The 22,413-nt window shown below is 62.4% G+C and carries 22 protein-coding genes, 1 tRNA gene and 1 pseudogene; 10 read left to right on the top strand and 14 right to left on the bottom strand.

All coding sequences use genetic code 11. The annotated features are described in order from the left end of the window. Window positions 1-210: 210 nt before the first annotated feature. From dnaK to N0D28_RS04005, 3 genes are all read left to right on the top strand, one after another. Complete coding sequence (dnaK, locus tag N0D28_RS04015; protein WP_260561098.1) at window positions 211-2,109, top strand: molecular chaperone DnaK; 1,899 nt, start codon at window positions 211-213, stop codon at window positions 2,107-2,109. 130 nt (window positions 2,110-2,239) lie between these two features. Then, the gene (locus N0D28_RS04010) at window positions 2,240-2,920 is read left to right on the top strand and encodes a nucleotide exchange factor GrpE (RefSeq protein ID WP_260561097.1); all 681 of its coding nucleotides are present in this window, start codon (window positions 2,240-2,242) and stop codon (window positions 2,918-2,920) included. An 84-nt stretch (window positions 2,921-3,004) separates the two neighbouring features. Beyond that, on the top strand, window positions 3,005-3,913 hold the full coding sequence (locus N0D28_RS04005; RefSeq protein ID WP_260561096.1) for a DnaJ C-terminal domain-containing protein: 909 nt from the start codon (window positions 3,005-3,007) through the stop codon (window positions 3,911-3,913). A gap of 137 nt (window positions 3,914-4,050) precedes the next feature. Here N0D28_RS04005 and N0D28_RS04000 read toward each other — a convergent pair whose 3' ends face one another. Genes N0D28_RS04000 through N0D28_RS03995 form a run of 3 tightly spaced genes read right to left on the bottom strand, consistent with a single transcriptional unit; the run spans window position 4,051 to window position 5,243 of the window. After that, window positions 4,051-4,191 (bottom strand): hypothetical protein, encoded by a 141-nt coding sequence (locus tag N0D28_RS04000; protein ID WP_260561095.1) that lies wholly within the window; start codon window positions 4,189-4,191, stop codon window positions 4,051-4,053. Between the two features lie 30 nt (window positions 4,192-4,221). Then, window positions 4,222-4,407, bottom strand: coding sequence for an integrase core domain-containing protein (locus N0D28_RS15645; RefSeq protein ID WP_376777665.1), 186 nt, complete (start codon window positions 4,405-4,407; stop codon window positions 4,222-4,224). Between the two features lie 32 nt (window positions 4,408-4,439). Beyond that, window positions 4,440-5,243: an IS3 family transposase gene (locus N0D28_RS03995; protein WP_260561094.1), complete on the bottom strand. Its 804-nt coding sequence runs from the start codon at window positions 5,241-5,243 to the stop codon at window positions 4,440-4,442. Window positions 5,244-5,373: 130 nt separating this feature from the next. Between N0D28_RS03995 and N0D28_RS03990 the strand changes: the two genes are divergently transcribed. After that, the gene (locus N0D28_RS03990; protein WP_260560220.1) at window positions 5,374-6,414 is read left to right on the top strand and encodes an IS110 family RNA-guided transposase; all 1,041 of its coding nucleotides are present in this window, start codon (window positions 5,374-5,376) and stop codon (window positions 6,412-6,414) included. Here N0D28_RS03990 and N0D28_RS03985 read toward each other — a convergent pair. After that, window positions 6,409-6,708: a transposase gene (locus N0D28_RS03985; RefSeq protein ID WP_260561093.1), complete on the bottom strand. Its 300-nt coding sequence runs from the start codon at window positions 6,706-6,708 to the stop codon at window positions 6,409-6,411. The two genes, N0D28_RS03990 and N0D28_RS03985, sit on opposite strands and share 6 nt — an antisense overlap. Before the next feature lie 99 nt (window positions 6,709-6,807). Between N0D28_RS03985 and N0D28_RS03980 the strand changes: the two are divergent. Further along, window positions 6,808-7,605: pseudogene (locus tag N0D28_RS03980) on the top strand (IS5 family transposase). 311 nt (window positions 7,606-7,916) lie between these two features. Here N0D28_RS03980 and rraA read toward each other — a convergent pair. After that, entirely contained in the window at window positions 7,917-8,405 is a 489-nt protein-coding gene (gene rraA / locus N0D28_RS03975) for a ribonuclease E activity regulator RraA (protein WP_260561092.1), read from the bottom strand. Window positions 8,406-8,516: 111 nt separating this feature from the next. On the opposite strand from rraA, the gene N0D28_RS03970 reads away from it, so the two are divergent. Next, window positions 8,517-8,591, top strand: a tRNA-Asn gene (locus N0D28_RS03970). Window positions 8,592-8,875: 284 nt separating this feature from the next. On the opposite strand, the gene N0D28_RS03965 is transcribed toward N0D28_RS03970, so the two are convergent. Beyond that, window positions 8,876-10,444, bottom strand: a complete 1,569-nt coding sequence (locus N0D28_RS03965) for a GGDEF domain-containing protein (protein WP_260561091.1) — start codon at window positions 10,442-10,444, stop codon at window positions 8,876-8,878. Window positions 10,445-10,837: 393 nt separating this feature from the next. Between N0D28_RS03965 and N0D28_RS03960 the strand changes: the two genes are divergently transcribed. Then, window positions 10,838-11,779 (top strand): DUF808 domain-containing protein, encoded by a 942-nt coding sequence (locus N0D28_RS03960; RefSeq protein ID WP_260561090.1) that lies wholly within the window; start codon window positions 10,838-10,840, stop codon window positions 11,777-11,779. 156 nt (window positions 11,780-11,935) lie between these two features. Then, a complete protein-coding gene (locus N0D28_RS03955) occupies window positions 11,936-13,705 on the top strand; it encodes an ATP-binding protein (RefSeq protein ID WP_260561089.1) in 1,770 nt (589 codons plus the stop codon). Between the two features lie 273 nt (window positions 13,706-13,978). On the opposite strand, the gene N0D28_RS03950 is transcribed toward N0D28_RS03955, so the two are convergent. The 5 genes from N0D28_RS03950 to N0D28_RS03930 all read right to left on the bottom strand — a co-directional run bounded on the left by N0D28_RS03950 (window position 13,979) and on the right by N0D28_RS03930 (window position 18,744). Further along, entirely contained in the window at window positions 13,979-15,508 is a 1,530-nt protein-coding gene (locus N0D28_RS03950; RefSeq protein WP_260561088.1) for a sensor domain-containing diguanylate cyclase, read from the bottom strand. A gap of 110 nt (window positions 15,509-15,618) precedes the next feature. Then, the gene (locus tag N0D28_RS03945) at window positions 15,619-16,200 is read right to left on the bottom strand and encodes a transposase (protein ID WP_260561087.1); all 582 of its coding nucleotides are present in this window, start codon (window positions 16,198-16,200) and stop codon (window positions 15,619-15,621) included. 9 nt (window positions 16,201-16,209) lie between these two features. Next, the gene (locus tag N0D28_RS03940; RefSeq protein ID WP_260561086.1) at window positions 16,210-16,737 is read right to left on the bottom strand and encodes a hypothetical protein; all 528 of its coding nucleotides are present in this window, start codon (window positions 16,735-16,737) and stop codon (window positions 16,210-16,212) included. 617 nt (window positions 16,738-17,354) lie between these two features. Next, complete coding sequence (locus N0D28_RS03935; protein ID WP_260561085.1) at window positions 17,355-18,530, bottom strand: tyrosine-type recombinase/integrase; 1,176 nt, start codon at window positions 18,528-18,530, stop codon at window positions 17,355-17,357. After that, window positions 18,520-18,744, bottom strand: a complete 225-nt coding sequence (locus tag N0D28_RS03930; protein WP_260561084.1) for a recombinase family protein — start codon at window positions 18,742-18,744, stop codon at window positions 18,520-18,522. The genes N0D28_RS03935 and N0D28_RS03930 overlap by 11 nt, the downstream gene beginning before the upstream one ends. A 695-nt stretch (window positions 18,745-19,439) precedes the next feature. On the opposite strand from N0D28_RS03930, the gene N0D28_RS03925 reads away from it, so the two are divergent. Beyond that, window positions 19,440-19,676 carry a winged helix DNA-binding protein gene (locus N0D28_RS03925; protein WP_260561083.1) on the top strand — a complete coding sequence of 79 codons (237 nt, stop codon included), beginning with the start codon at window positions 19,440-19,442 and terminating at the stop codon, window positions 19,674-19,676. A 116-nt stretch (window positions 19,677-19,792) separates the two neighbouring features. On the opposite strand, the gene N0D28_RS03920 is transcribed toward N0D28_RS03925, so the two are convergent. Beyond that, window positions 19,793-20,656 (bottom strand): helix-turn-helix domain-containing protein, encoded by an 864-nt coding sequence (locus N0D28_RS03920; protein ID WP_260561082.1) that lies wholly within the window; start codon window positions 20,654-20,656, stop codon window positions 19,793-19,795. Between the two features lie 89 nt (window positions 20,657-20,745). Then, window positions 20,746-21,411, bottom strand: coding sequence for a hypothetical protein (locus tag N0D28_RS03915; RefSeq protein WP_260561081.1), 666 nt, complete (start codon window positions 21,409-21,411; stop codon window positions 20,746-20,748). A gap of 348 nt (window positions 21,412-21,759) precedes the next feature. Here N0D28_RS03915 and N0D28_RS03910 point away from each other — a divergent pair, with 348 nt between their 5' ends. Then, entirely contained in the window at window positions 21,760-21,966 is a 207-nt protein-coding gene (locus N0D28_RS03910; RefSeq protein WP_260561080.1) for a hypothetical protein, read from the top strand. A gap of 129 nt (window positions 21,967-22,095) precedes the next feature. On the opposite strand, the gene N0D28_RS15640 is transcribed toward N0D28_RS03910, so the two are convergent. Further along, window positions 22,096-22,311 carry a transposase gene (locus N0D28_RS15640; protein WP_376777654.1) on the bottom strand — a complete coding sequence of 72 codons (216 nt, stop codon included), beginning with the start codon at window positions 22,309-22,311 and terminating at the stop codon, window positions 22,096-22,098. Window positions 22,312-22,413: the final 102 nt, after the last annotated feature.

Raw genomic sequence — 22,413 nt, 5'->3', positions numbered from 1 at the left:
CCGTTGCCGAGGCGTGACTGTAACAGAAAGCCACAGCCCGTGCCAGCCGATGCCGACTCTGGGTGTCTTCACCCATTCTTGAGGCTCCACCCAAACTTGAGTCTATAGCGCTCAAGTCTCTTGACTGCTTTCAACTGTGGGCTTATGATAGGAAGCGTTCAGAACTGTTCTCAAGAAAGCGAACAGAATTCCCCATAGCGAGGTCAACACATGCCCAAAGCAGTCGGAATCGATTTAGGAACCACCAACAGCGTCATCGCCGTAATGGAAGGCGGACGCCCCGAAGTCATCGTCAACGCCGAGGGCGCACGCACCACGCCGTCGGTCGTCGCATATAAGGGTGACGAGCGGCTGGTCGGCCAGATCGCACGCCGCCAGGCCGCACTCAACCCGCAGGCCACCCTGTTCGCCGTCAAGCGCTTTATCGGCCGCCGCTGGGACGAGGTGAGCGAGGAAGCGGGCCGCAGCCCCTTCAAGGTCAAGGAAGGCCCCGGCGACAGCGTCCGCCTTGAAGTCAACGGCAAGGACCTGGCCCCTGAGCAGGTCAGCGCCGAAGTGCTTCGCAAGCTGGTCAGCGACGCTTCAGCCAAGCTCGGCGAGAAGATCAAGGACGTCGTCATCACCGTGCCCGCGTATTTTGACAACTCCCAGCGCGAGGCCACCCGCCAGGCAGGCGAGATCGCGGGCCTCAACGTGCTGCGCGTCATCAACGAACCCACCGCTGCCGCGCTCGCCTACGGGCTGGAGCGCAAGGGCAACGAGACGGTGCTGGTGTTCGACCTGGGCGGCGGCACTTTCGACGTGACCATCCTGGAACTCGGCGACGGCGTCTTCGAGGTCAAGTCCACCTCCGGCGACACCCACCTGGGCGGCGACGATTTCGACCAGCACATCGTCAACTGGCTGGCCGAGGAGTTCAAGAAAGAGCACAACTTCGACCTCCGCAAAGACCCCCAGGCCCTCCAGCGCCTGATCGAAGCGTCTGAAAAGGCCAAGATCGAGCTGAGCAACGCCACCGACACCAGCATCAGCCTGCCGTTCATCACCTTCGACCCGGAAACCCGCACCCCGCTGCACCTGGAGCGCACCCTCACCCGCGCCAAGTTCGAAGAACTCAACGCTGACCTGCTCAAGCGCGTGCGCAAGCCGGTAGAGCAGGCGCTGGCCGACGCCAAGATGGACGCCTCCAAGATCGATGAGGTGATTCTGGTCGGCGGCAGCACCCGCATCCCGGCGGTCAAGCGCATCGTCAAGGAGCTGACCGGCAAGGAACCCAACGAATCGGTCAACCCCGACGAGGCCGTGGCACTCGGCGCAGCGGTGCAGGCAGGCATCATCCAGGGTGACAGCAGCCTGGGCGACATCGTGCTGGTGGACGTGACCCCGCTGACCATGGGCGTGGAGGTCAAGGGCGGCATGATCGCGCCGATGATCACCCGCAACACCACCGTTCCGGCCAAGAAGACCGAAATTTATACCACCGCCGAGAACAACCAGCCGGGCGTGGAGATCAACGTGCTTCAGGGTGAGCGCCCGATGGCCGCCGACAACAAGTCGCTCGGACGATTCAAGCTCGAAGGCATTCCGCCGATGCGGGCCGGGCAGGCGCAGATCGAAGTCACCTTTGATATCGACGCCAACGGCATTCTGCACGTGACTGCCAAGGAAAAGACCAGCGGCAAGGAATCGAGCATCCGCATTGAGAACACCACCACGCTCGACAAGGGCGACGTGGACCGGATGGTGCGCGAGGCCGAGCAGAACGCCAGCGCCGACAAGGAGCGCCGCGAGAAGGTCGAGAAGCGCAACGCACTGGACTCGCTGCGGGTACAGGCGACCCAGCAGCTCGAGGAAAACGCGGGCGCGGACCAGGCGGCCAAGGACAAGCTCAAGGCCGCTGCCGACGCCGCCGAGGACGCCATCCGCCAGGACGACGACAGCAAGATCGGCGAGGCCCAGAAGGCGCTGGAGGAAGAACTCCGCAGCTTCATGACCGCCGCCCAGGCCCAGCCCAAGAATGACGGCCAGGACGGACCACAGGGCGGAGCAGGCGTCAACACGAACAAAGACGACGACGTGATCGACGCGGACTTCAAGCCCACCGAATAAGCGATTTTCAAGCGGGATGGGTGATGAGTGGGGCAAAGTGTCCCCTCAACACTCGTCCCGCTTTGCCTACCTGCCTGCCCAGATTGCACCTATCCAGGCCAGAGCGCAGCAACGATGAGGAGAAGACCCCATGACCAACGATAATTCCAATTCCGACAACTTGAAGTTTGAACCTGCCCGCACTGAGCATCCGCAGGCCGAGCATCCGCAAACGGTGGAGAAGGACCCCAAAGGCGAGGTCATTGAAGCCGAACTGCTGGAAGAGGACGCAGACCTGAGCGGCGAGGACGGTGAGGACGGCGGTTTTCCCGGCATGGACGGTATGGATGAGGGCATGTTCGCCCAGGTGCAGGAAATGATGGCCAAGATGGAACGGGCCGACGAACTGGAAAAGGAGAACGCCGACCTCAAGGGACGGCTGGGCCGCCTGGCCGCCGACTTCGAGAGCTACCGCCGCCGCACCCAGGACGACGTGAGCGCCGCCGAGGGCAGCGGCAAGGCCAAAGCCGCTGAAGCCATGATGCCGATCTACGACGCGCTGGACCGGGCCGTGACGATGGGCGCGGAAGACCCGGCCAAGCTGATTCCCGGCATGCAGGCGGTGCAGGCCAGCGTGCTGCGGGTCTTCTCGAGCCTGGGCCTGGAAGCCACTGGTAAGGCGGGCGAGCACTTCGATCCGCAGTGGCACGAGGCCTTGCAGGTGGTGCCCGGCACAGACGACAACACCATCGCCCAGGTCTACGAACTCGGCTTCAAGATGGGTGACAAGCTGGTGCGCCCGGCGCGGGTGGTTGTCACACAGAAAGGCTGAGCGGCGCGCGGTGGTCGGTAAGCCGGATCGGTCAAGCTGATCTGCCCACCGTCCACTGCTGTCCACTTTTCCAGAAGGAGGTTTATGGCCTACAAAGACTATTACGACGTGCTCGGCGTCACGCGCAGCGCTTCCGAGGGCGACATCAAGAGCGCTTACCGCAAGCTCGCCAAGAAGTACCACCCCGACAAGAACGCGGGCGACGAGAAGGCCGTCAACCGCTTCAAGGAGATCGGCGAGGCCTACGCGGTTCTCTCCGATACCGAGAAACGCAAGCTCTATGATCAGTACGGCCATGCCGGGCAGGTACCGCCGGGAGCCTGGAGCGGTGCGGGCGGAGCAGGCGGGGGTTTTCCCGGTGCAGATTTCGGCGGGGTGGACGCCTCGCAGTTCAGCGACTTCTTTCAGGGCCTGTTTGGGCAGCAGGGGCGCGGCGGCGGTTTCCGGGGCGGGGGCGCTCAGGTCAATCTCGACGACCTGATGTCGGGTATGGGCGGCGGACGCCGCTTCGTGCAGAACGTGGAAGGTGAGTTGCAGGTCACCTTGCAGGAAGCCTTCAGCGGCTCGGAAGAGAACATTCAGGTGGAAGGCAAGCGCCTCACCGTCCGTATTCCGGCAGGGACCCGCGACGGCGCTCGGCTGCGGCTGGCCGGTCAGGGGCCGGGCGGCGGCGACGTGCTGCTGACCATCCGGGTGCTGGAGGACGGCCGGTTTGATCTCAGCGGCAACGACCTGACCACCAGCGTGGACGTGCCGGTGGACACGGCGGCGCTCGGCGGCAGCGTGCGGGTACCGACCATGCAGGGCGACATGAGCCTCAACATCCCGGCAGGCACCAGCGGCGGGCGGCGCATGCGCCTCAAGGGACAGGGCTGGCCCGGCAGATCCGGCGCGGGCGACCTGTATGTGCGGCTCAATCTGGTACTGCCCGGCAAGCTCAGCGAGCAGGAGCGCCAGCTTTACGAGCAGTTGCGGGCCCTCCGGACCGCCTGAATCATTGGCGTTCGAGCGCGCAATTGCTACTGAAACGATGGCCGCTCTTGAGGGTCGTCCAAATGTCCAAAAGACAGGGGAACCAGTGAAACAACAGTTCCCCTGGACCCCTGGGCCGGGTGAGTGGAATGTACCGGTTACGTTTGTTTGCCTGCCAGTTGTCTGGAGATACTGAGCACGAGCGGCGACACACTCAGCCACAGAATCAGGGCGCAGCCCAGACCCAGTACCGCCACACGCGGATTGAACGGCGGCATCTGCGTAGCCTCAGTGGGCACAAACTGATATTGCAAGACCCCTGTGGAGGATCAGTTCGGTCTGGCCTGGTGTTCTTCGAATCGAGTGGGTGAGCGGTACCCCAGGCTGGAATGGCGTCGTTCACGGTTGTAGAAGACCTCAATCCACTCGAAAACCAAATTACGCATGTCAGTACGGTTCCCCTGTGCCTTGTGGAGATTGAGTTCCATCTTGAGGGTGGCAAAAAAGCTCTCCATCGCAGCGTTGTCCCAGCATTCCCCCTTTCTACTCATGCTCTGGAGCGCCTCCAGGCGCTCCAAGGCCTGTCGATACTCGCTACTGGCGTATTGAACCCCCTTCTTGGGCAGAGCGGCACCCGTATGGGGCCTGCCCGCTGATCCGAGTGGTGAAGAATTCCCTGTCCAGGACGACGGTTTTGCTGGGCCATCGTCAGGGCAGCCACGACCAGCTCGGTATGGAGCGTCTTGCGCATCGCCCACCCGACAATCTTCCTGGAGAAGAGGTCCATGACCACTGCCAAGTACATCCAGCCTTCGTGGGTGGGCAAATACGTGATGTCCGTCACCCATTTCTGGTTGGGCCGGTCCGCAGTGAACTCGCGGTTGAGCAGGTTTTCGGCCACTGGATGCCGGTGTTTAGAATTGGTGGTGGTGCGAAACTTCCGCTTGCAGCGCACCTTGAGCCCAGCTGCCTTCATTAACCGGGTGATCCGCGCCCGACTCACCTGCTGCCCCTCGTCTGCCAGAACCGCCTGGACGCGGGGGGCACCATAGGTGCCCCGGCTCTCCTGATGAATCTTTTGGATCGACGTCGTGAGCGCTGCGTCCGCTTGGACGTAGCGGTTCTCTGGCCTTCTCCACCACGCAAAATAGCCACTGACCCCGACATTGAGCGTCCTGCACATCAGTTCAATCGGGTATTCATGACGATGGTGCTCAATGAACTGATAGATCAGTTTTCTTTGGCGAAGAAGGCCAGTGCTTTTTTTGTGTATTGGGCCAGCTCCGGCACAATACGGAGCGTCAGGTCCAACCCAGGTCACCAAGCCAGTGCTTTTTTCAGGTCCACCCAAGACCGAATCCTAGATCTGGCCGACCTGGGGCCTTTCTCTTGACACTGAACCCTATCCGAGGCACCAGGCCTGGACCACAAGAAGAGTGCTGAGAAAGCTGCGCCTGACGATATCGCCCAGGAGGTACGTCATGTTGGTTCTCGGAATTGATGTTGGAAAACGTGAGCTGTTTGCCTGTCTGCAGAATGGATCAACGTCACCACCCGCTATCCTCGGCCGTCGAGGTCCAGTCGCCAATACAGCTGCCGGATTGGCGCAGCTGGCGACTTGGGTGGAGAAGCAAGCCAAAGGAGACAGAGTACAGGTGGTCATGGAAGCGACCAACGTGTACTGGGAGCGTTCAGCGCATCATTTTCACCGTGTCGGTTTCCAGGTGAGCGTGGTCAACCCTGCTCAGATCAAATATTTTGCCCGGTCGGTCTTGCGCCGTGGCAAGACCGACGCCATGGATGCTGAAATCATCGCGCGGTACGGCCTCGTGATGCGGCCAACAACTTGGACGCCCCCGGCTCAGGTCATGATCGAGCTCAAACAATTGACGCGAGAACGGGAGACGGTGCTGGCCCGACGGACTCAGGAGAACAACCACCTGATCGCTTTGAGAGATGCGGAGCACGCCTCGCCAGTGGCTCTTTCTCTGTCTCAGGGGCGCCTGGAACTGCTCCAGCGCCAGGTCAATGAAATTGAAGCAGCCTTGAAAGCGCTTGTCCAGCAGGATGTTCATCTGACGCAGCAACTGAAGTTGCTGCGGAGTGTTCCTGGATTCGCGTTGATCTCGGCCATCACGGTCATCGCGGAAACAGAGGGCTTTGCCCGGTTGACGACCGGGAAGGAAATTTCAGCGGCAGCAGGAATGGCTCCAGCGCCGCAGCAGTCGGGCGCACGTCAGGGTCGAGGTAGGATTTCCAAAACAGGGAATGCCAGACTGCGGCGGATTGCATATCTTTCCGCCCTGGGCGCATCAAAATCGCATAGCCGCTTACGGACGTATTACCGCGGGATGAGGGATTCGGGGAAGCCCGCCAAAGTGGCTTTGATCGCCCTGGGGCGCAAACTGCTGTGTATCGGATTGGCGGTCATACGATCCGGACAGCCGTACGATGACGGGTTTCTTCTTCCCCGCGTCGGTGCTGGCCCAACGCCAATGCGGGACTTGACAGCAGCCCTATGAAACCCTATCTAGGATATCGCGTTCCTGACGGGTAATTTCGAGTTCTCGCTCAAGCTTCTTGAACCGTGCTTCCTGCTCACTGAGCGCTGCGACCCCCCGTCCAGTGAACTGGGGGCGGCCCGCCGCCCCCTTCTGCTCATGTTGCTGCTTCCAGCGAACCACCAGATAAGGAGGAATCCCCAGGTTCCGGGCAATCTCCGCGCAGCTCTTCTGGCTAGTGATCACTAGGCGGACGGCTTCCTCTTTGAACTCGGCAGTGTGCTCGTGTTTGCTGGCTGTCATGTCAGTTTCCATTGTCGATCAGACTGAACTCCTCCTCCACAAAACCCTAGAGGCTGGTTGAGAGGGAATCGAAGTTTGACGGGATGATTTTGTCGCTGGCAAACTGGACGGATGGATCGCCGTGCGTACCCAAGTGATGTAGATGACGAGACGTACCACTTTTTATTGCCGTACCTGGCCTTAACCCCTGAGGATGCCCCGCAGCGGAAATTTCCGCTGCGAGAGGTCTTGAATGCGTTGTTGTGGATGAGTCGAACGGGGGCGCAATGGGCATTTCTGCCGCACGATCTTCCACCAGCAGAAGTGGTCCGCAGTCAGGCGAAGCGGTGGTTCGAAGCGGGGTGCTTTGAGAACGCCGTACACGACTGACGGATGCTCAGTCGCGTTCAACAGCAACGTGCCGGCGAGCCGACGGCGATCATCATCGACAGCCGCACGTTGCAAAGCACCCCGGAAAGTGGTCACCGTGCCGGGTTCGATGGAGCGAAGAAGCGCAAGGGTACCAAGGTCCATCTGGCGGTGGATACGCTGGGTCACCTGTTGACCTTGACCACGTCGCCGGCCAACGAACAGGATCGCGCGCAGGTAGAGGCGCTGTGTCACAGCGCCCAGGAGCTCACAGGTGGGATGCTGGAGGTCGTATTTGCCGATCAGGGCTACACCGGAGAACAAGCGCAGAATGCGGCGCGCAAAAGCAATATTGAGTTGATCGTCGTGAAGCGTCCGGACGCTTCACGGGGATTTGTCTTGCTGCCGAAACGATGGGTGGTGGAACGTTCGCTGGCGTGGTTGTCGCGCTTTCGTCGATTGGGGCGTGATCTGGAACGGCTGTCCTCGACCTTGATCGGCTTCCACTTCGTCGCCGCCTGCGTTCTGTTACTGACTAAACTCAGGCCCATCCTTGGATAGGCTGTCCACCAGCCTCTAGCAAGATCAAGGGGGTGAATGTGGTGATGGTACGGCAGCGGGCAGCGAGGTCGCCGTGCGCGCCACCCCGGCCTCCGGGGTGCTCGTTACCTCATCAAACCGTTTGGCGGCTCACCGGCGCTTGCTGCAGCGCGGCCCAAGACCCTCAGTGCCGAGGACGTTGGGGGCACAGGGGGACCTGAGCTGCGACGCTGCCTGACGCTACCTCGAGTTTCTGGTTCGTAGCGGCCAGGCTGAACTGGCCCATCTCTAGGCGGCCTGCCAAACTCTACCGGGCGCAGGGTTGACACCACTCAGCTTTCCGGCAACCTCAATTCCCCCTCCGAGATGATCAGTCCGTCCTCGTCAGCGTAGATCCAGTTACCTGGGTTGATCGTCAAATCCGCGAAACGGATTGGCACCTCGCGCTCTCCCCCACCGCTTTTGGCACTGCGGCGCGGGTGGCTGGCGAGCGCCTTGACGCCCAGCCGCTGACCGCCGAGTTCGGCCGTGTCGCGCACACAGCCGTGAAGCACGATCCCGGCCCAGCCATTCTGCACACCCAAGCTGGCCAGTTGGCCGCCCACCAGAGCGCACTGCAACGAACCGCCCGCGTCCACCACCAGCACCCGGCCCGCGCCCGGCGTTTCCAGCTCAGCACGCACCAGGCCGTTGTCACCGTCCACTTTGAGGGTCACGGCCTGCCCGGCAAAGCGGATCAGCCCGCCGTAGTCGCGCCACACGGGCAAGGAAACCTGCACATCTGAAAAGGCGTCGCAGAGGTCAGCGGTGGCAGCAGTCATGGCCCCAGCTTAGCGCCGCAGCGCGGGCGCGGGGGCTTGCACCTTGGGCAGCAGACTGCTATCCTGCCTCTCGCTGAAGTTGGCAAGCGCTGCGATGTTGCCCCAGCGTGTTCGGCAGTAGCTCAGTGGCAGAGCGTTCGACTGTTAATCGAATGGTCGTAGGTTCGACCCCTACCTGCCGAGCCAGATCAAGAAACCTCGTCTAGTACGGGGTTTTTTCGTTTTGGACCGGATACAGGGTTTGGGGAAAGCAGCAGTGATCTTACGCTCTCCAGCACTGCTGAAAACACCATCAGACGAGGGGCTCATGACCATCGATAAACTCTGGCAGCAGTTCCTCTGGCGTCTGCGGGCCAACCGCCGCAGCAAGGCAACACTGACGTACTACGGCTGCACCCAGCGGACCTTCGGACGCTGAAGAGCTGATGCCCAGCAACCCGGTGCAGCGCCTGGAGTTGCCGACAAGACGTTCACTGCGGGAACGTCCGAGCGGCCTTGTGTCGCCGCTTGCACTCATACATGCGCTCGTCGGCAAGCCGCATCAGCGCCGCAGCGTCCAGGCCGTCTCGTGGATAGAGCGCCACCCCTGCGCTGACCCCCACACCGGGGAACCCCTGCATGTGCAGCGGCTGCACGACCCGGAAGACCCGCTCCAGCAGCTCTGAAGAGTGTTCAGGTGCGGTGACCGGCAGCAAGACGGCGAACTCGTCTCCGCCCAGACGGTACACCCGGTCGCTCTGGCGAAAGAGACCCGCCAGGGCGTGACCAAAGCCGCGCAGCAGGGTGTCGCCGCGCTCGTGGCCCTGCTGGTCATTGACGCCCTTCAGCCCGTCGAGATCGAGCATCATCACCGCCAGATTCTGGGCGTGACGGCTGGCGCGAACCTGGGCGAGCCGCAGATCCCGCTCGAAGGCCCGCCGGTTGCCCAGCCCGGTCAGGACATCGGTGAGTGCCTCCGCTCGCAGCTCGTGGAGGTACAGCCGCCTGTCGATGGCTGCCGTGACTGTGCGGGCCGCCGCTTCCAGCAAGTCCCGGTCGGCGACCTGCCAGGGCTGACCGCTGAACCGTGCGCCGGAGAGGACGTACTGGGTCTGACCGAAGGTGTTCAGCGGCACCCAGGCCAGGCTCCGCAGTCCGGCGGCCACCAGTGCTGACTGGGCCTGCCCCAGCTGGGTGTAGTCATCCACATAGACCGCTTTGCCGCCCTGGATGATGTCCCAGGTCAGTCCTTTACCCTGGCGTGCCGGTTGGCTCAGCAGCGCCAGCGTGGCGGCGGGCAGCTGGGGGTGGGCGTAAACCCCGGCGATCTGGCTGCCCTGCTCGGTCATGAGACCCAGTGCGGCCCAATCCAGCCCCAGGGTTCGCGCCACGATGGCCATGAGTTCGTGGGCCACCTGCTCCAGGGGCAGATCGCTGTCACTCAAGGCCGAGACCCGCAAGAGGGCCTGGGCGTAGCTGGCCTGCTGCGTGGCCACGTCGTGTTCAGCACTCAGCCGGGTGAGCAGTTCGCGGTTGCGCCGCTCCAGCGGCTGGAAGACGTAGAGACCCAGGCCCAGCAGCAGGGCGAGCACTGCCCCGACCCGCAGCCATGACATCCCCTGCACGCGGGCAATCACCCTATCGCTGCGGTGCTCATCGAGCGAGATTGCCAGGTCCAGCAACTTGAGGAGTGGCTCCCGCGCCGGGGCGGGCAACAGGGTCACGTCCGGCTGCTGGAGCGGCAGTTGAGCGAGCAGTGTGTTGGTCTGCGTGAAGTACGACCGCTGGATGTCGGGCGAGAACCCTGAGGCGGACAGGCCCGGCGCTGGGTCGGCCAGCCGGGCGTGCTGATCTTCAAACGTCGTCAGCGCCGCCTGAAGATCACTCAGGCTATGCGGAGCATAGGTGTTGATCAGCGCGGTGGTTGACGCGGTGGCCTGCACCTGAATGGACAGCAGCACGTTGGAGGCGACGCAGAGCAGGCCGATCAGCAGCAGGGTCAACCAGTAGGTCCGCCGCAGCGTCAGTCTGCCCCGCGTCGTCGGCGGTTCGGCAGTCATGCCGCAAGTCTAGGTTCGCGGCCATACAACACTCTTTCAACCCCAGGCTGACGGCAGCGTGCCGCGTCACCCGACGCCCGAGGAGTGGAGCGAGATCCAGGCACAACAAGAACAGCCGAGTTCGGCAGCGGGCATCAGCCGCGCCAGTCCCCCGGAAAGCGGCGGGCTTGAACGGTGAGCCGATGTGCTGACAGAGCAGCTAGGAATAGGCGGGCCCTGGCGTGCTCGTTGTCCTTCAGAGCAGCTCTCAATCTCAACCGGGATTGTCACCCAAAGCGAGGGATCTCACACAGGGATGCAGTGGGTTAAATCCACCCTTGCTAAGCTGGGAAGTCTGATGATGCTTCAGCCTCTGTCCGGCTCCCTTTCCGCACTGCTTGAACTGCGGCTCCCATGAGTGGTGGCCTCGTCGCGCTGCTCGATGACGTGGCTGCACTGGCCAAGCTGGCTGCCGCCTCGATCGACGACATCGGCGCGGCGGCCAGCAAGGCGGGGGTCAAAGCCGTCGGCGTGGTGATTGACGATACCGCCGTCACGCCCCGCTACGTCACGGGCTTCACGCCGGAGCGCGAGTTGTCGATCATCTGGCGCATCGCCAAGGGATCGCTGAAAAACAAGATCGTGTTTATCCTGCCTGCCGCGCTGCTGCTCAGCCAGTTTCTACCGTGGGCGCTTAATCCCCTGCTGATGGTGGGCGGAGCGTACCTGTGTTTCGAGGGGGCCGAGAAGCTGTACGAGGCCATCTGGGGCCACCATGATGCGGAGGAAGAAGCCGTGATCAAGCTGAGCAGCGCTGCCCACGAGCAGCAGATGGTCTCGGGCGCGATCCGGACCGACTTCATTCTGTCGGCAGAGATCATGGCGATCTCGCTGGCCGAGGTCGCAGACCAGGCGTTCTTTTCCCGCGCGCTGATCCTGGTGCTGGTGGCCCTGATGATCACGGCGCTGGTGTACGGCGTGGTCGGACTCATCGTCAAGACCGACGACTTCGGCCTGAAACTGACCCACAGCGGCTCGCGGGCGGCGCAGGCCGTCGGACGCAGCCTGGTCAAAGGCATGCCGGTGGTCATGTCGGCCCTCTCAGTGATCGGCACGGCGGCGATGCTGTGGGTCGGCGGTCACATCATCATCGACGGTCTGAACAAGTTCGGGCTGGGCTGGCCAGCTCACACCCTGCACGATCTGGCGCTGGCGGCGGGCCACGCTGTTCCCTTCGCGGAGGCCGTCGCCGAATGGTTGGTGGAAACCCTGGGGTCTGCTGCCGTGGGCGTGGTGCTGGGCGGCATCATCGTGGCGGGATTGCATCTGCGCCCAGCGAAAGCGGCGGCGCATTGAGCGGCAAGGGCACGACTTGACGTCAGCTATGGTCTTCAGCGCTGTGAACCTAACCCTCCACAGATACCTTAGACGCTGCCGCGCTGCGTCCGCAACCTAGACGTGCACCCAGCTCCGGCGAGCTGCGCCGCGAAGCGCCTAGACTGCCGATCAGCCATGACCGAACCCAACAAGCCAGAACCCTCTCGCCCAGCTGCAACCCAGGCGGCCCAGCTGATCACCCACCTGCAAGATGTGACGCAGGCGCTGGCCGCCGTGCGCCAGCAGGAGGAAGTCTTCGGCATCATCCTGAATGACGCCCTGGAAGCTCTTCATGGCGTCGCTGGGACGGTCTTGCTGGTGCAGGGTGACCGGCTGCACGTCGCGGCCCGGCGGGGTCACGACCCGGTCAGCGTCTGGCAGGACGGCACGCTGAGTGACTCGCGGCCGGGTCCGGACGCCCTGCGCGCCAACACCCCACTCTTCTTCAACGACAGCGGCGATCTGCTCAGGGCCTACCCGGAACTCGAGCGTCATACCGGCGGCGTGGCGGCGGTGGCCAGCGTGGTCCTGCCGATGGTCGAGAATGGCCGACCATTGGGCGTGATCGTGCTGGATTTCCGTGAGCCGCACGACTTCACCCCCGACGAGGCACACTTCCTGCTCACGCTGGCCGGGCAGTGCGCGCTGGCGCTCGACCGGGCGCGGCTCTCGGGCAACCTGGAGCGCCAGATTCAGGACCGCACTGCCGAACTCGAAACCTTCGTGCGCTTCACCGAGCTGGCCGACGGCGAGACGGATGTGCTGGCTCTGGCGGCGCGCGCCGAGGAAGTGCTGAGTGTGCTCTTCCCCGGCTGCACCAATGGCTACTACGTACTGGAGGATGGCCTCTGGAAGCTCAAGGTCTACAGCCGCGACCTGGAGAACACCCCGGTGCTGCTGGCCTCGATCAAAGCCGGGATGCCGCTGGACACGCCGGTGTTTGCCGAGCCGATACGGACGGGCGAGCCGGTGTTCGTCGATGCCTGGGACCCAGAGCGCGAACAGTTCGCTCAGACCGAGGCGTATCAGAGTGTGGGCACCTACCCGCTGCACGTGGACGGCAGCGTCCGGGCGATCTTCGCGCTGGGACTCAAGGACAGCCCACACTGGACGACCCATCAGAAAGCGGTGTTCTGTTCAGTGGGTCGCGGCCTCAAGCTGGCCCTGGAGCGGACTGAGTCGGCCCGGCGTCTCAGGGCGCAGCGCGACTTGCTCCAGGCGTCGAACGAGGAACTCGAAGCCTTCACCTATTCGGTCTCGCACGACCTGCGGACCCCGGTGCGGCACATCCTCAGCTTCGGCGGCCTGCTGCGCCGTTCGCTGCCAGTACCACTCGAAGAGAAGACCGAGCGGTACTTCAAGATCATCGAGGACGCGGCGGTCACGCTGAACGGGCTGATCGACGGCATTCTCGACCTCTCGCGGACCTCCCGGCAGCCGCTGAAGGTGGGCGAGGTCGATCTGGGTCGGCTGGTGGACACGCTTCGTAAGGAGCTGGGCGTGGTGGCCACGGACCGGCAGATCACCTGGCAGATCGCCGAGATGCCGACGGTGATGGGAGACGCTGATCTGCTGCGGCGGGTGGTGATGGCCCTGCTGAGCAATGCCGTGAAGTCCACCCGCACCCGCCAGGCGGCACTCATCGAGGTCTGGACTGAGGAACAGCCGCAGAGCTGGACGATGCTGGTGCGCGACAACGGGGTGGGGTTCGAGCCGCAGTATCAGGGCAAGCTGTTCACGATGTTCCAGCACCTGCACAGTCAGGCCGACTTCGAGGGAGCGGGGGTGGGGCTGGCCAATGTCCGGCGCATCGTGACCCGGCATGGCGGCACCGTCATCGCAGAAGGGCAGCCCGGTGTGGGGGCCACCTTCGGCTTCACCCTCCCCAAAATTGAAGGTAAATAGGCCCAAGCCTCACATTGACCTGACCGCGGACTGCACTTGACCGATCCTGCATGCGCTGACAGCACGTGTGATCCACAGAAAGCCAGGTGTCAATCGGCGGCGGTGGCCGCTCGGCAAGGAGACCGCACGTTGGCTGGCCCTACTTGGCACCCAGGCGAGTTGATACAGACACCCATGAGGACACCTACCCGCTTTTCCAGTTTGGATACGAAACAAACGGAACCCGTCTGACATCAGGTCAGGCAGCCTCCAGAAATAGTCCTGTCCTTCGGCTCAGCGCTGCTCCAGCGCTACCTGCTGCCGCATGGCCTGTCGCCGCCGCTTGACCGCGTACATGCGCTCATCTGCCAGGGCCAGCAACTCCACGCCCCTCCCCTCGCTGCTGTGGGCGATCCCCACGCTGGCCCCGCGCAACGCGCCGACCTGACGCGCGGCCATCACCGCCGTGTCCACCGCCTCATGCACCGTGTCTTCATCTGTACTACTCAGCACCACGAACTCGTCGCCGCCCAGCCGGTACACCTCGCCCGCGTTGCCCAGGGCCACACTCAGGGTGCGGGCGAAGACCTGAAGGAGCTTGTCGCCCTGGGCGTGGCCCTCGTGGTCGTTGAGCGCTTTGAGTCCGTCCAGGTCCAGTCCGGCCAGCAGGAAGGGCGTGCTGCCCTGCTGTCGCCGCGTCAGGTCTTCCTCCTGTGCCCGGCGGTTGAGCAGCCCGGTCAGCGTGTCATGGCGCGCTTCCTGGTAGGACAGGTCCATCTCCAGCCGGCGGTCCAGGGTACTGCGGATACTGCGGCCTACCGCTTCCAGCAGTGCGCGGTCACTGCCCCGCCAGTGGGCCACCGGATTGTCGCGCAGCCGCACTGACATCAAGAGTGAGGTCACCCCGCTGCGCGTGCCGAGCGGCAACCAGGCGATCTGCTGAACCCCACTGTCTACGCCAGTTGTCAAGGCCCCTGGATGGCCTGGGTAGTCATTCAGGTAAAGGGGTTGGCTGAGTGTTTTCAGAGACCAGGTGACCGAGTTGGGCCAGTCAGGCCGTTGGGTGGGAAGATCGGTGATCGCCTGGGGGAGCCGGGGGTTGAGGTGCGCGGCCTCCACCCGCAGGCCTTCCTCCTCAAAGATCAGCAGCCCGATGTAGTCGGCACTCAGGGCCCCGGCCAGCAGGGCCGAGGCGTTCAGGGTCATGGTCTCCGGGGTCAGGTCCAGGTCCATCAGTCCGGCAACGCCCTCCAGCACCTGGGCGTGGTCCAGACCACGCTTAAGGTCGGCGTTGCGGCGCTGCTGGGCATTCAGCTCGCGGCTCAACTCCAGGTTGCGTGCCCGCAGCTCCAGTTCACCCACCACCAGCGCGGCCAGGTCTTGCAGGGCCTGAAGGTCCTCAGGGGTCAGCGAGTGGGGCTGGTCGTCGGTGACACACAGCGTCCCGATGCGGTGGCCCGCCGGGGTGGTCAGGGGCGCGCCCGCATACATGTGGATGTGCGGCTCACCCGTGACCATCGGGTTGTGGGTGAAGCGCGGATCAATGTGGGCGTTCTCGATCACCATCGGCTCCGCTTCCAGAATGGTCCAGGCGCACACGGAGTCCCGGCGCGGCGCGGTGGTATCACCCGGACCGCTGGTGGCCTTGCTCCACTGGCGGTACTGGTCCACGAAGTTGATGAAGGCCACCGGGGCGTTGAGCAGGCGGGCCGCCAGCCGGGTGATGCGGTCGAACGCCTCTTCCGGGGGCGTGTCGAGGATCTGGTAGCGGGCCAGATCCAGGAGCCGGGCGTATTCATCGGGCGGAAGCGGCGCACTGGTCATGGGTCACAGCCTGCCACACTGACCCTTGTTCAGGTCTGACAGGGGCATTGTCTGAAGCCGCTGTGGGACGGCACGTTGAGGGAAAGTACCTGAGATCTTGCAGTTTTCGGTCAGATCAGCAAAACACTGTCGAGCACGGCCTCTATCGTTTGAATTTCTCTCCTGAGTTCAGAAAGCCGCACCAGGCCGCAGTATTTTTGTCTGAGCCGTTGTGCGACCGCTCGCCAGTCTGGCCAGATCTTGGAGGATGCTGGTGCATCCTCCAAGATCTCCAGGTGACAGAGGACATCACTCAGAAAACACAGGCAGCAGTACCGAAGCATGCCCCGTTTGGTGTATTGCCCAGAGCGGTGGAGACCGAACCTACTCTTCAACGTCTTGAACAGTGCTTCGATCCGCCAGCGTTTTCGACCGTTGGCCCGGATCGTGTCTGGAACGACGTTCAGGGTTGATACTACGTATCGTTTCTTGCGTGTTCCGTCACCCGAACTCGACAGCCAGATCCAGTACAGCCAGAGTTGAAGGTCTGGAAGTCCTGGCAGCATCATGGCCTGCCTCTGCCGTGTGACCTGTCCAATGGGACGTCCTTGTGCTGTCACACGATTGCTTGGAATCGTGACCGAAACCTCCAGGCCAAGTTGCACCACACCAGCGAGAAATGCTTTGCTACAAAATCCAGCGTCGGCAAGCACCAGCGGCACTCACGAGTGCCGCTTTATCAGCTCGTCTGGGAGGCGAGTCAACATCTTCAGGGCCAGGTCCGCTGGCGAAGGCTGTCCTTTGCCGCGCCAGATGAGAAATGACCAGGGGAAACGCCTTGAGCCATGACAGAGATGCAGCACGACCAGATGCACCCCATTTACCCCGTTGAAGTGGTGGATCCAGGGTGCAAGCTGCTCAAATTTTCCCTCCTTATGCAGCGAGGTCATGTCAACAATCAGTTCTAGACGCTGCTGGTGACTGTAAGGCACACGTCGAAAGCGTTCGAACTCATCGAGAGCGTGCTGGCGCATGGCCCGGATCACTGCACGAATATTCCAGCTGTCGTGATTGAAAAATCGGCTGACTGCCGAGGGGGATTTGACAGTGGCCAATTGGGGAAGCGGTTGGCCTTGACCAGCCAGAAACAGGTTCATCACAACCTCGAACGTCTCGCGGTGCTGCTTTCGCTGAAATGTTGACAAGATAGCCGAAAAAAGCTGTCCAGCACGCTGCTTGCCTAAATCCATCTATGAATTCTGCACTGGAAAACCGTGCTGGACAGTATTTTGCTGATCTGACCGAAAACTGCAAGATCTCAGGTACTCGACTGCTGCTCACCCCGCGCGCGGTTGGGCCATGACATGCGCCTGCACCGCACAAATCCACACCACAAGACCTGCGGGTTGACCCGCGTGAAATACAGCAGCTTGGGGGCGGAAGGCTTTGAACGCGGGTCCTGGCGTGGCAGGACGAAGCCTGGAGCGAGTGCGGGCAAGCCACACCAATGATGGTCGGCCATTGAATCCAGGGCAACTCGCCCGCCCAGGCGAGGCGCTCATTTCATCGGGCCTAGTCTAAAGAACCGACTCAGGACGCGGCCCCGATGCAGGGATCAAGGCGGTAGGACCGTCTTGTTGAGCCACAACAGAAAAAACGCCCTCCAGGAAGGCGTTTGTTTGGTAGACCCGAGCAGATTTGAACTGCTGACCCCTACAGTGTCAATCTCATTGGAAGCCCTATTTTAGAATCTGTTGGAATCTCTTAGAATCTGTTAGACCCGCTCCAGACGTCACTTTCCAGCACTTCGAGTCTCCTGGGGAATTCTGGGGAACCCTGGCATTGCTACCGCCGTTGCTGCCAGAATTCAGCGCTGAAGACCGTCCGTCGACTCGCTCCGGTTCATCAATTCGCCGAGGGTCAGGGCCGCCCGTTCGCGCTGCTCCTCGAAGACGTGCGCGTACAAGTCCAGAGTTAGGCTGGCGCGGCTGTGGCCGAGGCGGTCCGCCACCGACTTGGGATCAAGGCCCTGGTAAATAGCGAGACTGGCGTAGGTGTGGCGCAGATCATGGATGCGGATGCGGCGCACCTTGGCCATTTCCAGCAGCACATACCAGTCCCTCAGCAGGTTACGCGGGTGGTACAGCGTGCCGATGCTGCTGGCGAACACCAGGTCGGTCGCCTGCCAGTCCTCCCCTGCTGCGTCACGCTCGCGGTGCTGGCGTTCGCGGTGCAGGCGCAGCGCTTCTAACGTGTCGGCGGGCAGCGGAATGCGGCGGCGGGACTTCTCGGATTTCGGGGTGGTGATGGTGGCGGTGTTGCCCACCAGCACGCAGTTGTGACGCACGGTGATCACGCCACGGGTGATGTCTGCCCACTGCAGGCCACACAGCTCGCCGCGCCGCATCCCGGTGGTCAGGGCGAGGTAGACCAGGCCGTAAAGCCGGTCGTCCTGCACTGCCACGATCAGGCGCTGCACTTCGCTGGGTTCCCACACCTGAAAGTCGCGGCGCGGCACCTTCACGCGCTTGACCGCGTCGGCCGGGTTGCGGTGAATCAGGCCGAGCTGGAGCGCGTGCTTGAGGGCGGTGTTGAGCAGCGTCATGGCCCCGGCCACCGTGTTGGGATTGAGCGGCATGGCCCCCTCTTTGCGGGGCGTGGTGAGCAGATTGGTCTGCCAGTGCTGAATGTCCAGCGGAGTGAGCTTCTGGAGCTGGTGCCTGCCGAGGTGCGGCGCGACGTAGAGCCGGATCACATCACCGCGCTTGTGGGCGGTGGTGGCCTTCAGGTTGGGGTTGGTGTCGCGTATCCAGACTTCGAGGAACTCGCTGATGGTCATGCGGCTGCTGTCGATCAGGGCGTTCTCGTCACGCAGCCGCAGCAGGTGCTTGAGTTTCTCGCGGACTTCCTTCTGGGTTTTGCCGCGCACCGACTTGCGCTTGGGGCGGCCCAGGCCGTCGAGCTGCACCGTGATGGAACCGCGCCACGAACCGTCGGTGAGCTGGTAGATGGAGCCTTCGCCGTTTGAGCGTTTACCGGACATGAAGTGTCAGCACCTCGTTTCCGAGATCACATATCCGTTTAGGGTGGCTGAACGTGAAGTTGAGGCCCACCCGCTCGGCTTCACGGGTGATGTCATCGCGCTGCCGGGCTGGGCCGTAGCGACCCGCCTGGGCATCAGTGCTGACGCGCACGCCGCCCACCAGAGAGGTCTGCGGCTGAGGAATGGACAGGGGAGTCGTTTGGTGGGGGGTCATTGGTTACGGTCTCCCATCATTTGATCGGCATGCTGACGTCGCCACTGGAGTTTTTGTCGGAGGAGCCACACCACATCGTAGCGGTGGACCAAGCCAACCCGACGACGGCCACCAGGGCAAGAGAGAAACAAGGCAGTACTATCAACCCAATGCTTCAGCGCTTGTGTGACATGAAGAACCTGGCGCAACACACCATCAGTGGCAACCCTGGCGGCCTTTTCGCCCACGTGATGCGCCGGACCAAAGACGTCGAGTACCCGGACGGCTATGAAATGTGGGAGAGCAACGAATGGCCCACCGCTTGCCGGGGGTTGGGGATGTGTGGGAGATAAAGGTCGAGGGTCTGGTGCAGAAGTCCCCCACCGTTTTCCTGAGGTGTGGGCGTTGGCTTTGAGACTGCTGGTGGTCGCGTCCGATGTCCCCTGCAGTGGTAGACGGCTGGAATTCCTGGCGTCTAAGCAACAATTATTCCTCTCCGGCAGCAGGAGTTCGCGCAACGCGCTGCATGCTCTTCTCGCTGAGGGCCTTGTCGCACAAATTGGAAAGGCGCGGGACGGGCACCTGTATATCATCACGCCAGCTGGGGAACGCTTCAGGGAGGAGCTTGAGTCTCGCTAGAAAGGGGGTGGCAAGGGATGGAAGATGAACCTCAAGGACTTCGAGTAAAAGGGCGACGCAGGATTCTGCCTGACTCAGTGTCGCACCGACTCCTGGCGGTGGCCTCAGCAACACCGCGCCACTGGTTCGAGCTGGAAGAACTGGCGACTCGCCGAGGGATGCGCCTGTGCGACAAGGTCAGTATCACGATGGCGCTCAAGATGCTGGCCAACCACGGGTTTCTGGAGCGTCATCAGGGGCAACTGGATGGGAATGTCCAGCTGTATACCCTCACGCCTGAAGGGGAAGGGTTGCTCGACGAACTGCACCCGTGATCTGGTTGCCTGGGAGAGCAATGATCAGCTCCTGATCTGCCGGGGCTTGGCTGCATCCACCTACGCAAGATCGCTATTGGGTTCGAAGCTGGTGCGTTCATCTTCGCCTTCTCGTCTCAGTCCCGGCCCGAAGTCAGGATGCGATTCCAGCTCCAGGTACAAATCGCCACCCGCCTGCAACAGATCCAGATCCACGCCGTGTTGGCGACGCGCGGCGACGGCAGCGAAAACACCGGGGGAACGCTCGACAGGGCCTTGAACTCTCTGGTCAGGTGTGCCTGGTCGGAAAAGCCCAGCTCAAAGGTCAGGTCGGCCATCAGTACCGCCGGATTCATGCGGATGCGGGTGTTTGCCTCGCCGAAGCGGACCATGCGGGCCAGCGTCTTGGCGCTCACCCCGACCTGCTGTGCGAACTGGCGCTCTAGGGTACGCGTGCTGAGCTTCAGCTCCTCGGCCAGCGCGGCGATCCGCACCATGCCGAACGACTGGTAGATCCGCTGGGCCGCCTGCATGCCCGTGCCCGGTTCGCGGTGCAGTCCGGCAAGGCGCAACAGGTGCGCTTCGAGCGCCTCGCGTGCAGTGCGCCACTCGCCTCGCTGCACGAGCGCCACGATCTCACGGCCCCAGGTACTGGCGCTGAGAGCAGCGTCCAGAATGTCCGGTGTCATCGCTGCCTGCCAGCCCAGGAGCTGCCTGGCACCCCAGGGATAGCGTTCGGCCACCAGGGCGCGCAGTTGTCCCTGCACCACCGTGCGCTGGGGCTGAAGGGGAAATGGAGTGAGCACGACCGGTGAGATGGGGCGGAGCGTGTCGACGCTCGGCCCGACCAGGAGGGTGTCGGCCAGGAACATCAGGCGGACGGTACGCTCGGCCATGTCGTAGGTCTGCTGCGGCCCGGCCAGATGCATGTCTTCGAACTCCCAGTAGCCTTGCACCAGTTCGCGTAGGCCCGGGTCGGGGCCGTGGTGCCGGAAGCGCATGACTCCACGGTGACAGGCCAGGCTCCCCTCCGCCAGGATAGGGGTATTGAGTGTCCCAGCGCCGAGCTAACCAAAGCGCCTGGGTGCTGTTACTGACCACCACTCCTGTTGTCTTTGAAGAGTTGCGCAGGGAGCGTAGAGCTGGCTTTATTGAGTTTGAAGTCGTCCAGTAGCCAGTATGGGAGGAGACGATCGAGGTTGGTGATGCTGAAGTTGCCAGTTTGACTGACCGTCATGACGGCGTTCCAGCCTCGCTGGAATTTCAGGTTGTAGTGGGTATTCAGGCCCGTGCAGCGTCCTCTGACCGTGGCCGCCCGGTCAGCGCAAACCCAGCGTGAGCTGCGAACTGGCGTGCGCGGATCGTCGGCCTGAACGAGTGGTCCCACGATCCGGTCGGCGCTGAAGCTGTAGAGCAGCATGGTCTCGGCCTGATATGTCTGGAGGCTGGCGGGCACAGCACTGACGCCGTAGCAGGCCTGAAAAGGCTGAAGTGGCAACCTCAGGTTCAGCGGCACCGGCAGATAAAAACTGTCCTGATTGAGGACCGCCCTACCAACCAGTCGCCCCTGCACGAGATTGGTCAGCCAGACAGCGGGCGTGCCGACGGGCAGCAGGCGTCTAACCTGCTCAGGATTGGCCAGATGACCCTGGATGGTAACGAAGGAGGTGGGGGGACTCTTGGCCAAGCTGGCGCTCAGGGTCAGCAGCAGCGTGAGCGCGACGCAATAGTGAAGTGAGGCTTGAAAAGAGAGCATAGCGGACCAGAGCTTAGAGCCGCTTGGGGCGCTGACTGTCAGGGGAAAGAAGGCCCGCTTTTCGGCGTGGCGGGGGAACTTGGAGAGATGGGGATGCGGGCCACCCACTTGCCAGGCTCAGCGCTTAAGCCAGGACTGAGCCTGGCAAAGAGATAAATTTATTCAAATCAGACGAAAGACCGAGTTTTGTCGTCGAGCACGTGTTTTGTTACTCACGTCGTAGACGAACCGTTTCCGCGCCTCCTGGCTTTACAGGCTAAGAAAATTCTCATGCAATTTGGCCAATTTTTGGCCCTTCGCCAGGGTAAGTCCAACTCCCCATGCCGACCCCATGGTGTAACGTAGGTCATGAACAGCAAACTCAGAATTGTGCAGACCCATCACGAAGACTTGGTCATCAAGTCACCGTCAGACAAGTTGATTGCGGACGCTAAGGCTGCCTTAGGCAAGGCCCAGGGTGTGCTGACCGTTGAACGCAAGGGGACCGTGTATCACCTGGCCGTCCAACACATCATCCGCCTGGAAGTCGAGCAGGAGGATGACCACGAGGACTAACAGTTCATCCTGAGTGCTGAGGCACCGGGGAAGAAACACTGAGCGCGCGTTTATAAAGGGTCGAGGCGACGAATCATCAGGCGAATGTTAGCGAGATAGCACCAGGCGGCAGAGGTGTGGCAGCGGCCTTCATCGTCCCGACTCAACCGACGGGAGCGTGTCAACCATGTTAATGGGCGTTGTTAATGGGCGTTCCACTGTCTGCCAGGCTGAAGAGTCGTGAGGTAGGTTTCTCCAGGCAGTGCCGCCCTGCAAGACAGACATGATCGCGCACAGCATTTCGTGGAGGTCGACCGTGCGCGGTCGACCTCCTGGTTTGGCAGCGGGGAGCAACGGTTCAGCCACTTAAACTGAGCTTGGGTCAGGTCCGATAAGTAAGACTTGCATTTCATCTGTAAAAATTGCCACCGGCCCTGACCCTTTATAACGCGCTCTCAGGATGACGAT

The sequence above is a fragment of the Deinococcus rubellus genome, from assembly GCF_025244745.1.
Classification (GTDB): Bacteria; Deinococcota; Deinococci; order Deinococcales; family Deinococcaceae; genus Deinococcus; species Deinococcus rubellus.
The sequence above is the reverse complement of the archived record's forward strand: the minus strand, read 5'-3'. Positions and strand labels throughout refer to the sequence as shown.

Coding starts and splice junctions, on each gene's coding strand:
- N0D28_RS03920 (WP_260561082.1), bottom strand. CDS start 20,656: ATGCGCTTCCGGCACCACGGCCCCGACCCGGGCCTACGCGAACTGGTG.
- dnaK (WP_260561098.1), top strand. CDS start 211: ATGCCCAAAGCAGTCGGAATCGATTTAGGAACCACCAACAGCGTCATC.
- N0D28_RS03940 (WP_260561086.1), bottom strand. CDS start 16,737: ATGGATTTAGGCAAGCAGCGTGCTGGACAGCTTTTTTCGGCTATCTTG.
- rraA (WP_260561092.1), bottom strand. CDS start 8,405: ATGACTGCTGCCACCGCTGACCTCTGCGACGCCTTTTCAGATGTGCAG.
- N0D28_RS03935 (WP_260561085.1), bottom strand. CDS start 18,530: ATGTCCGGTAAACGCTCAAACGGCGAAGGCTCCATCTACCAGCTCACC.
- N0D28_RS03985 (WP_260561093.1), bottom strand. CDS start 6,708: ATGGAAACTGACATGACAGCCAGCAAACACGAGCACACTGCCGAGTTC.
- N0D28_RS03955 (WP_260561089.1), top strand. CDS start 11,936: ATGACCGAACCCAACAAGCCAGAACCCTCTCGCCCAGCTGCAACCCAG.
- N0D28_RS04010 (WP_260561097.1), top strand. CDS start 2,240: ATGACCAACGATAATTCCAATTCCGACAACTTGAAGTTTGAACCTGCC.
- N0D28_RS03990 (WP_260560220.1), top strand. CDS start 5,374: ATGTTGGTTCTCGGAATTGATGTTGGAAAACGTGAGCTGTTTGCCTGT.
- N0D28_RS03915 (WP_260561081.1), bottom strand. CDS start 21,411: ATGCTCTCTTTTCAAGCCTCACTTCACTATTGCGTCGCGCTCACGCTG.
- N0D28_RS03965 (WP_260561091.1), bottom strand. CDS start 10,444: ATGACTGCCGAACCGCCGACGACGCGGGGCAGACTGACGCTGCGGCGG.
- N0D28_RS03950 (WP_260561088.1), bottom strand. CDS start 15,508: ATGACCAGTGCGCCGCTTCCGCCCGATGAATACGCCCGGCTCCTGGAT.
- N0D28_RS03960 (WP_260561090.1), top strand. CDS start 10,838: ATGAGTGGTGGCCTCGTCGCGCTGCTCGATGACGTGGCTGCACTGGCC.
- N0D28_RS03930 (WP_260561084.1), bottom strand. CDS start 18,744: ATGACCCCCCACCAAACGACTCCCCTGTCCATTCCTCAGCCGCAGACC.
- N0D28_RS03910 (WP_260561080.1), top strand. CDS start 21,760: ATGAACAGCAAACTCAGAATTGTGCAGACCCATCACGAAGACTTGGTC.
- N0D28_RS04005 (WP_260561096.1), top strand. CDS start 3,005: ATGGCCTACAAAGACTATTACGACGTGCTCGGCGTCACGCGCAGCGCT.
- N0D28_RS15645 (WP_376777665.1), bottom strand. CDS start 4,407: ATGGAGAGCTTTTTTGCCACCCTCAAGATGGAACTCAATCTCCACAAG.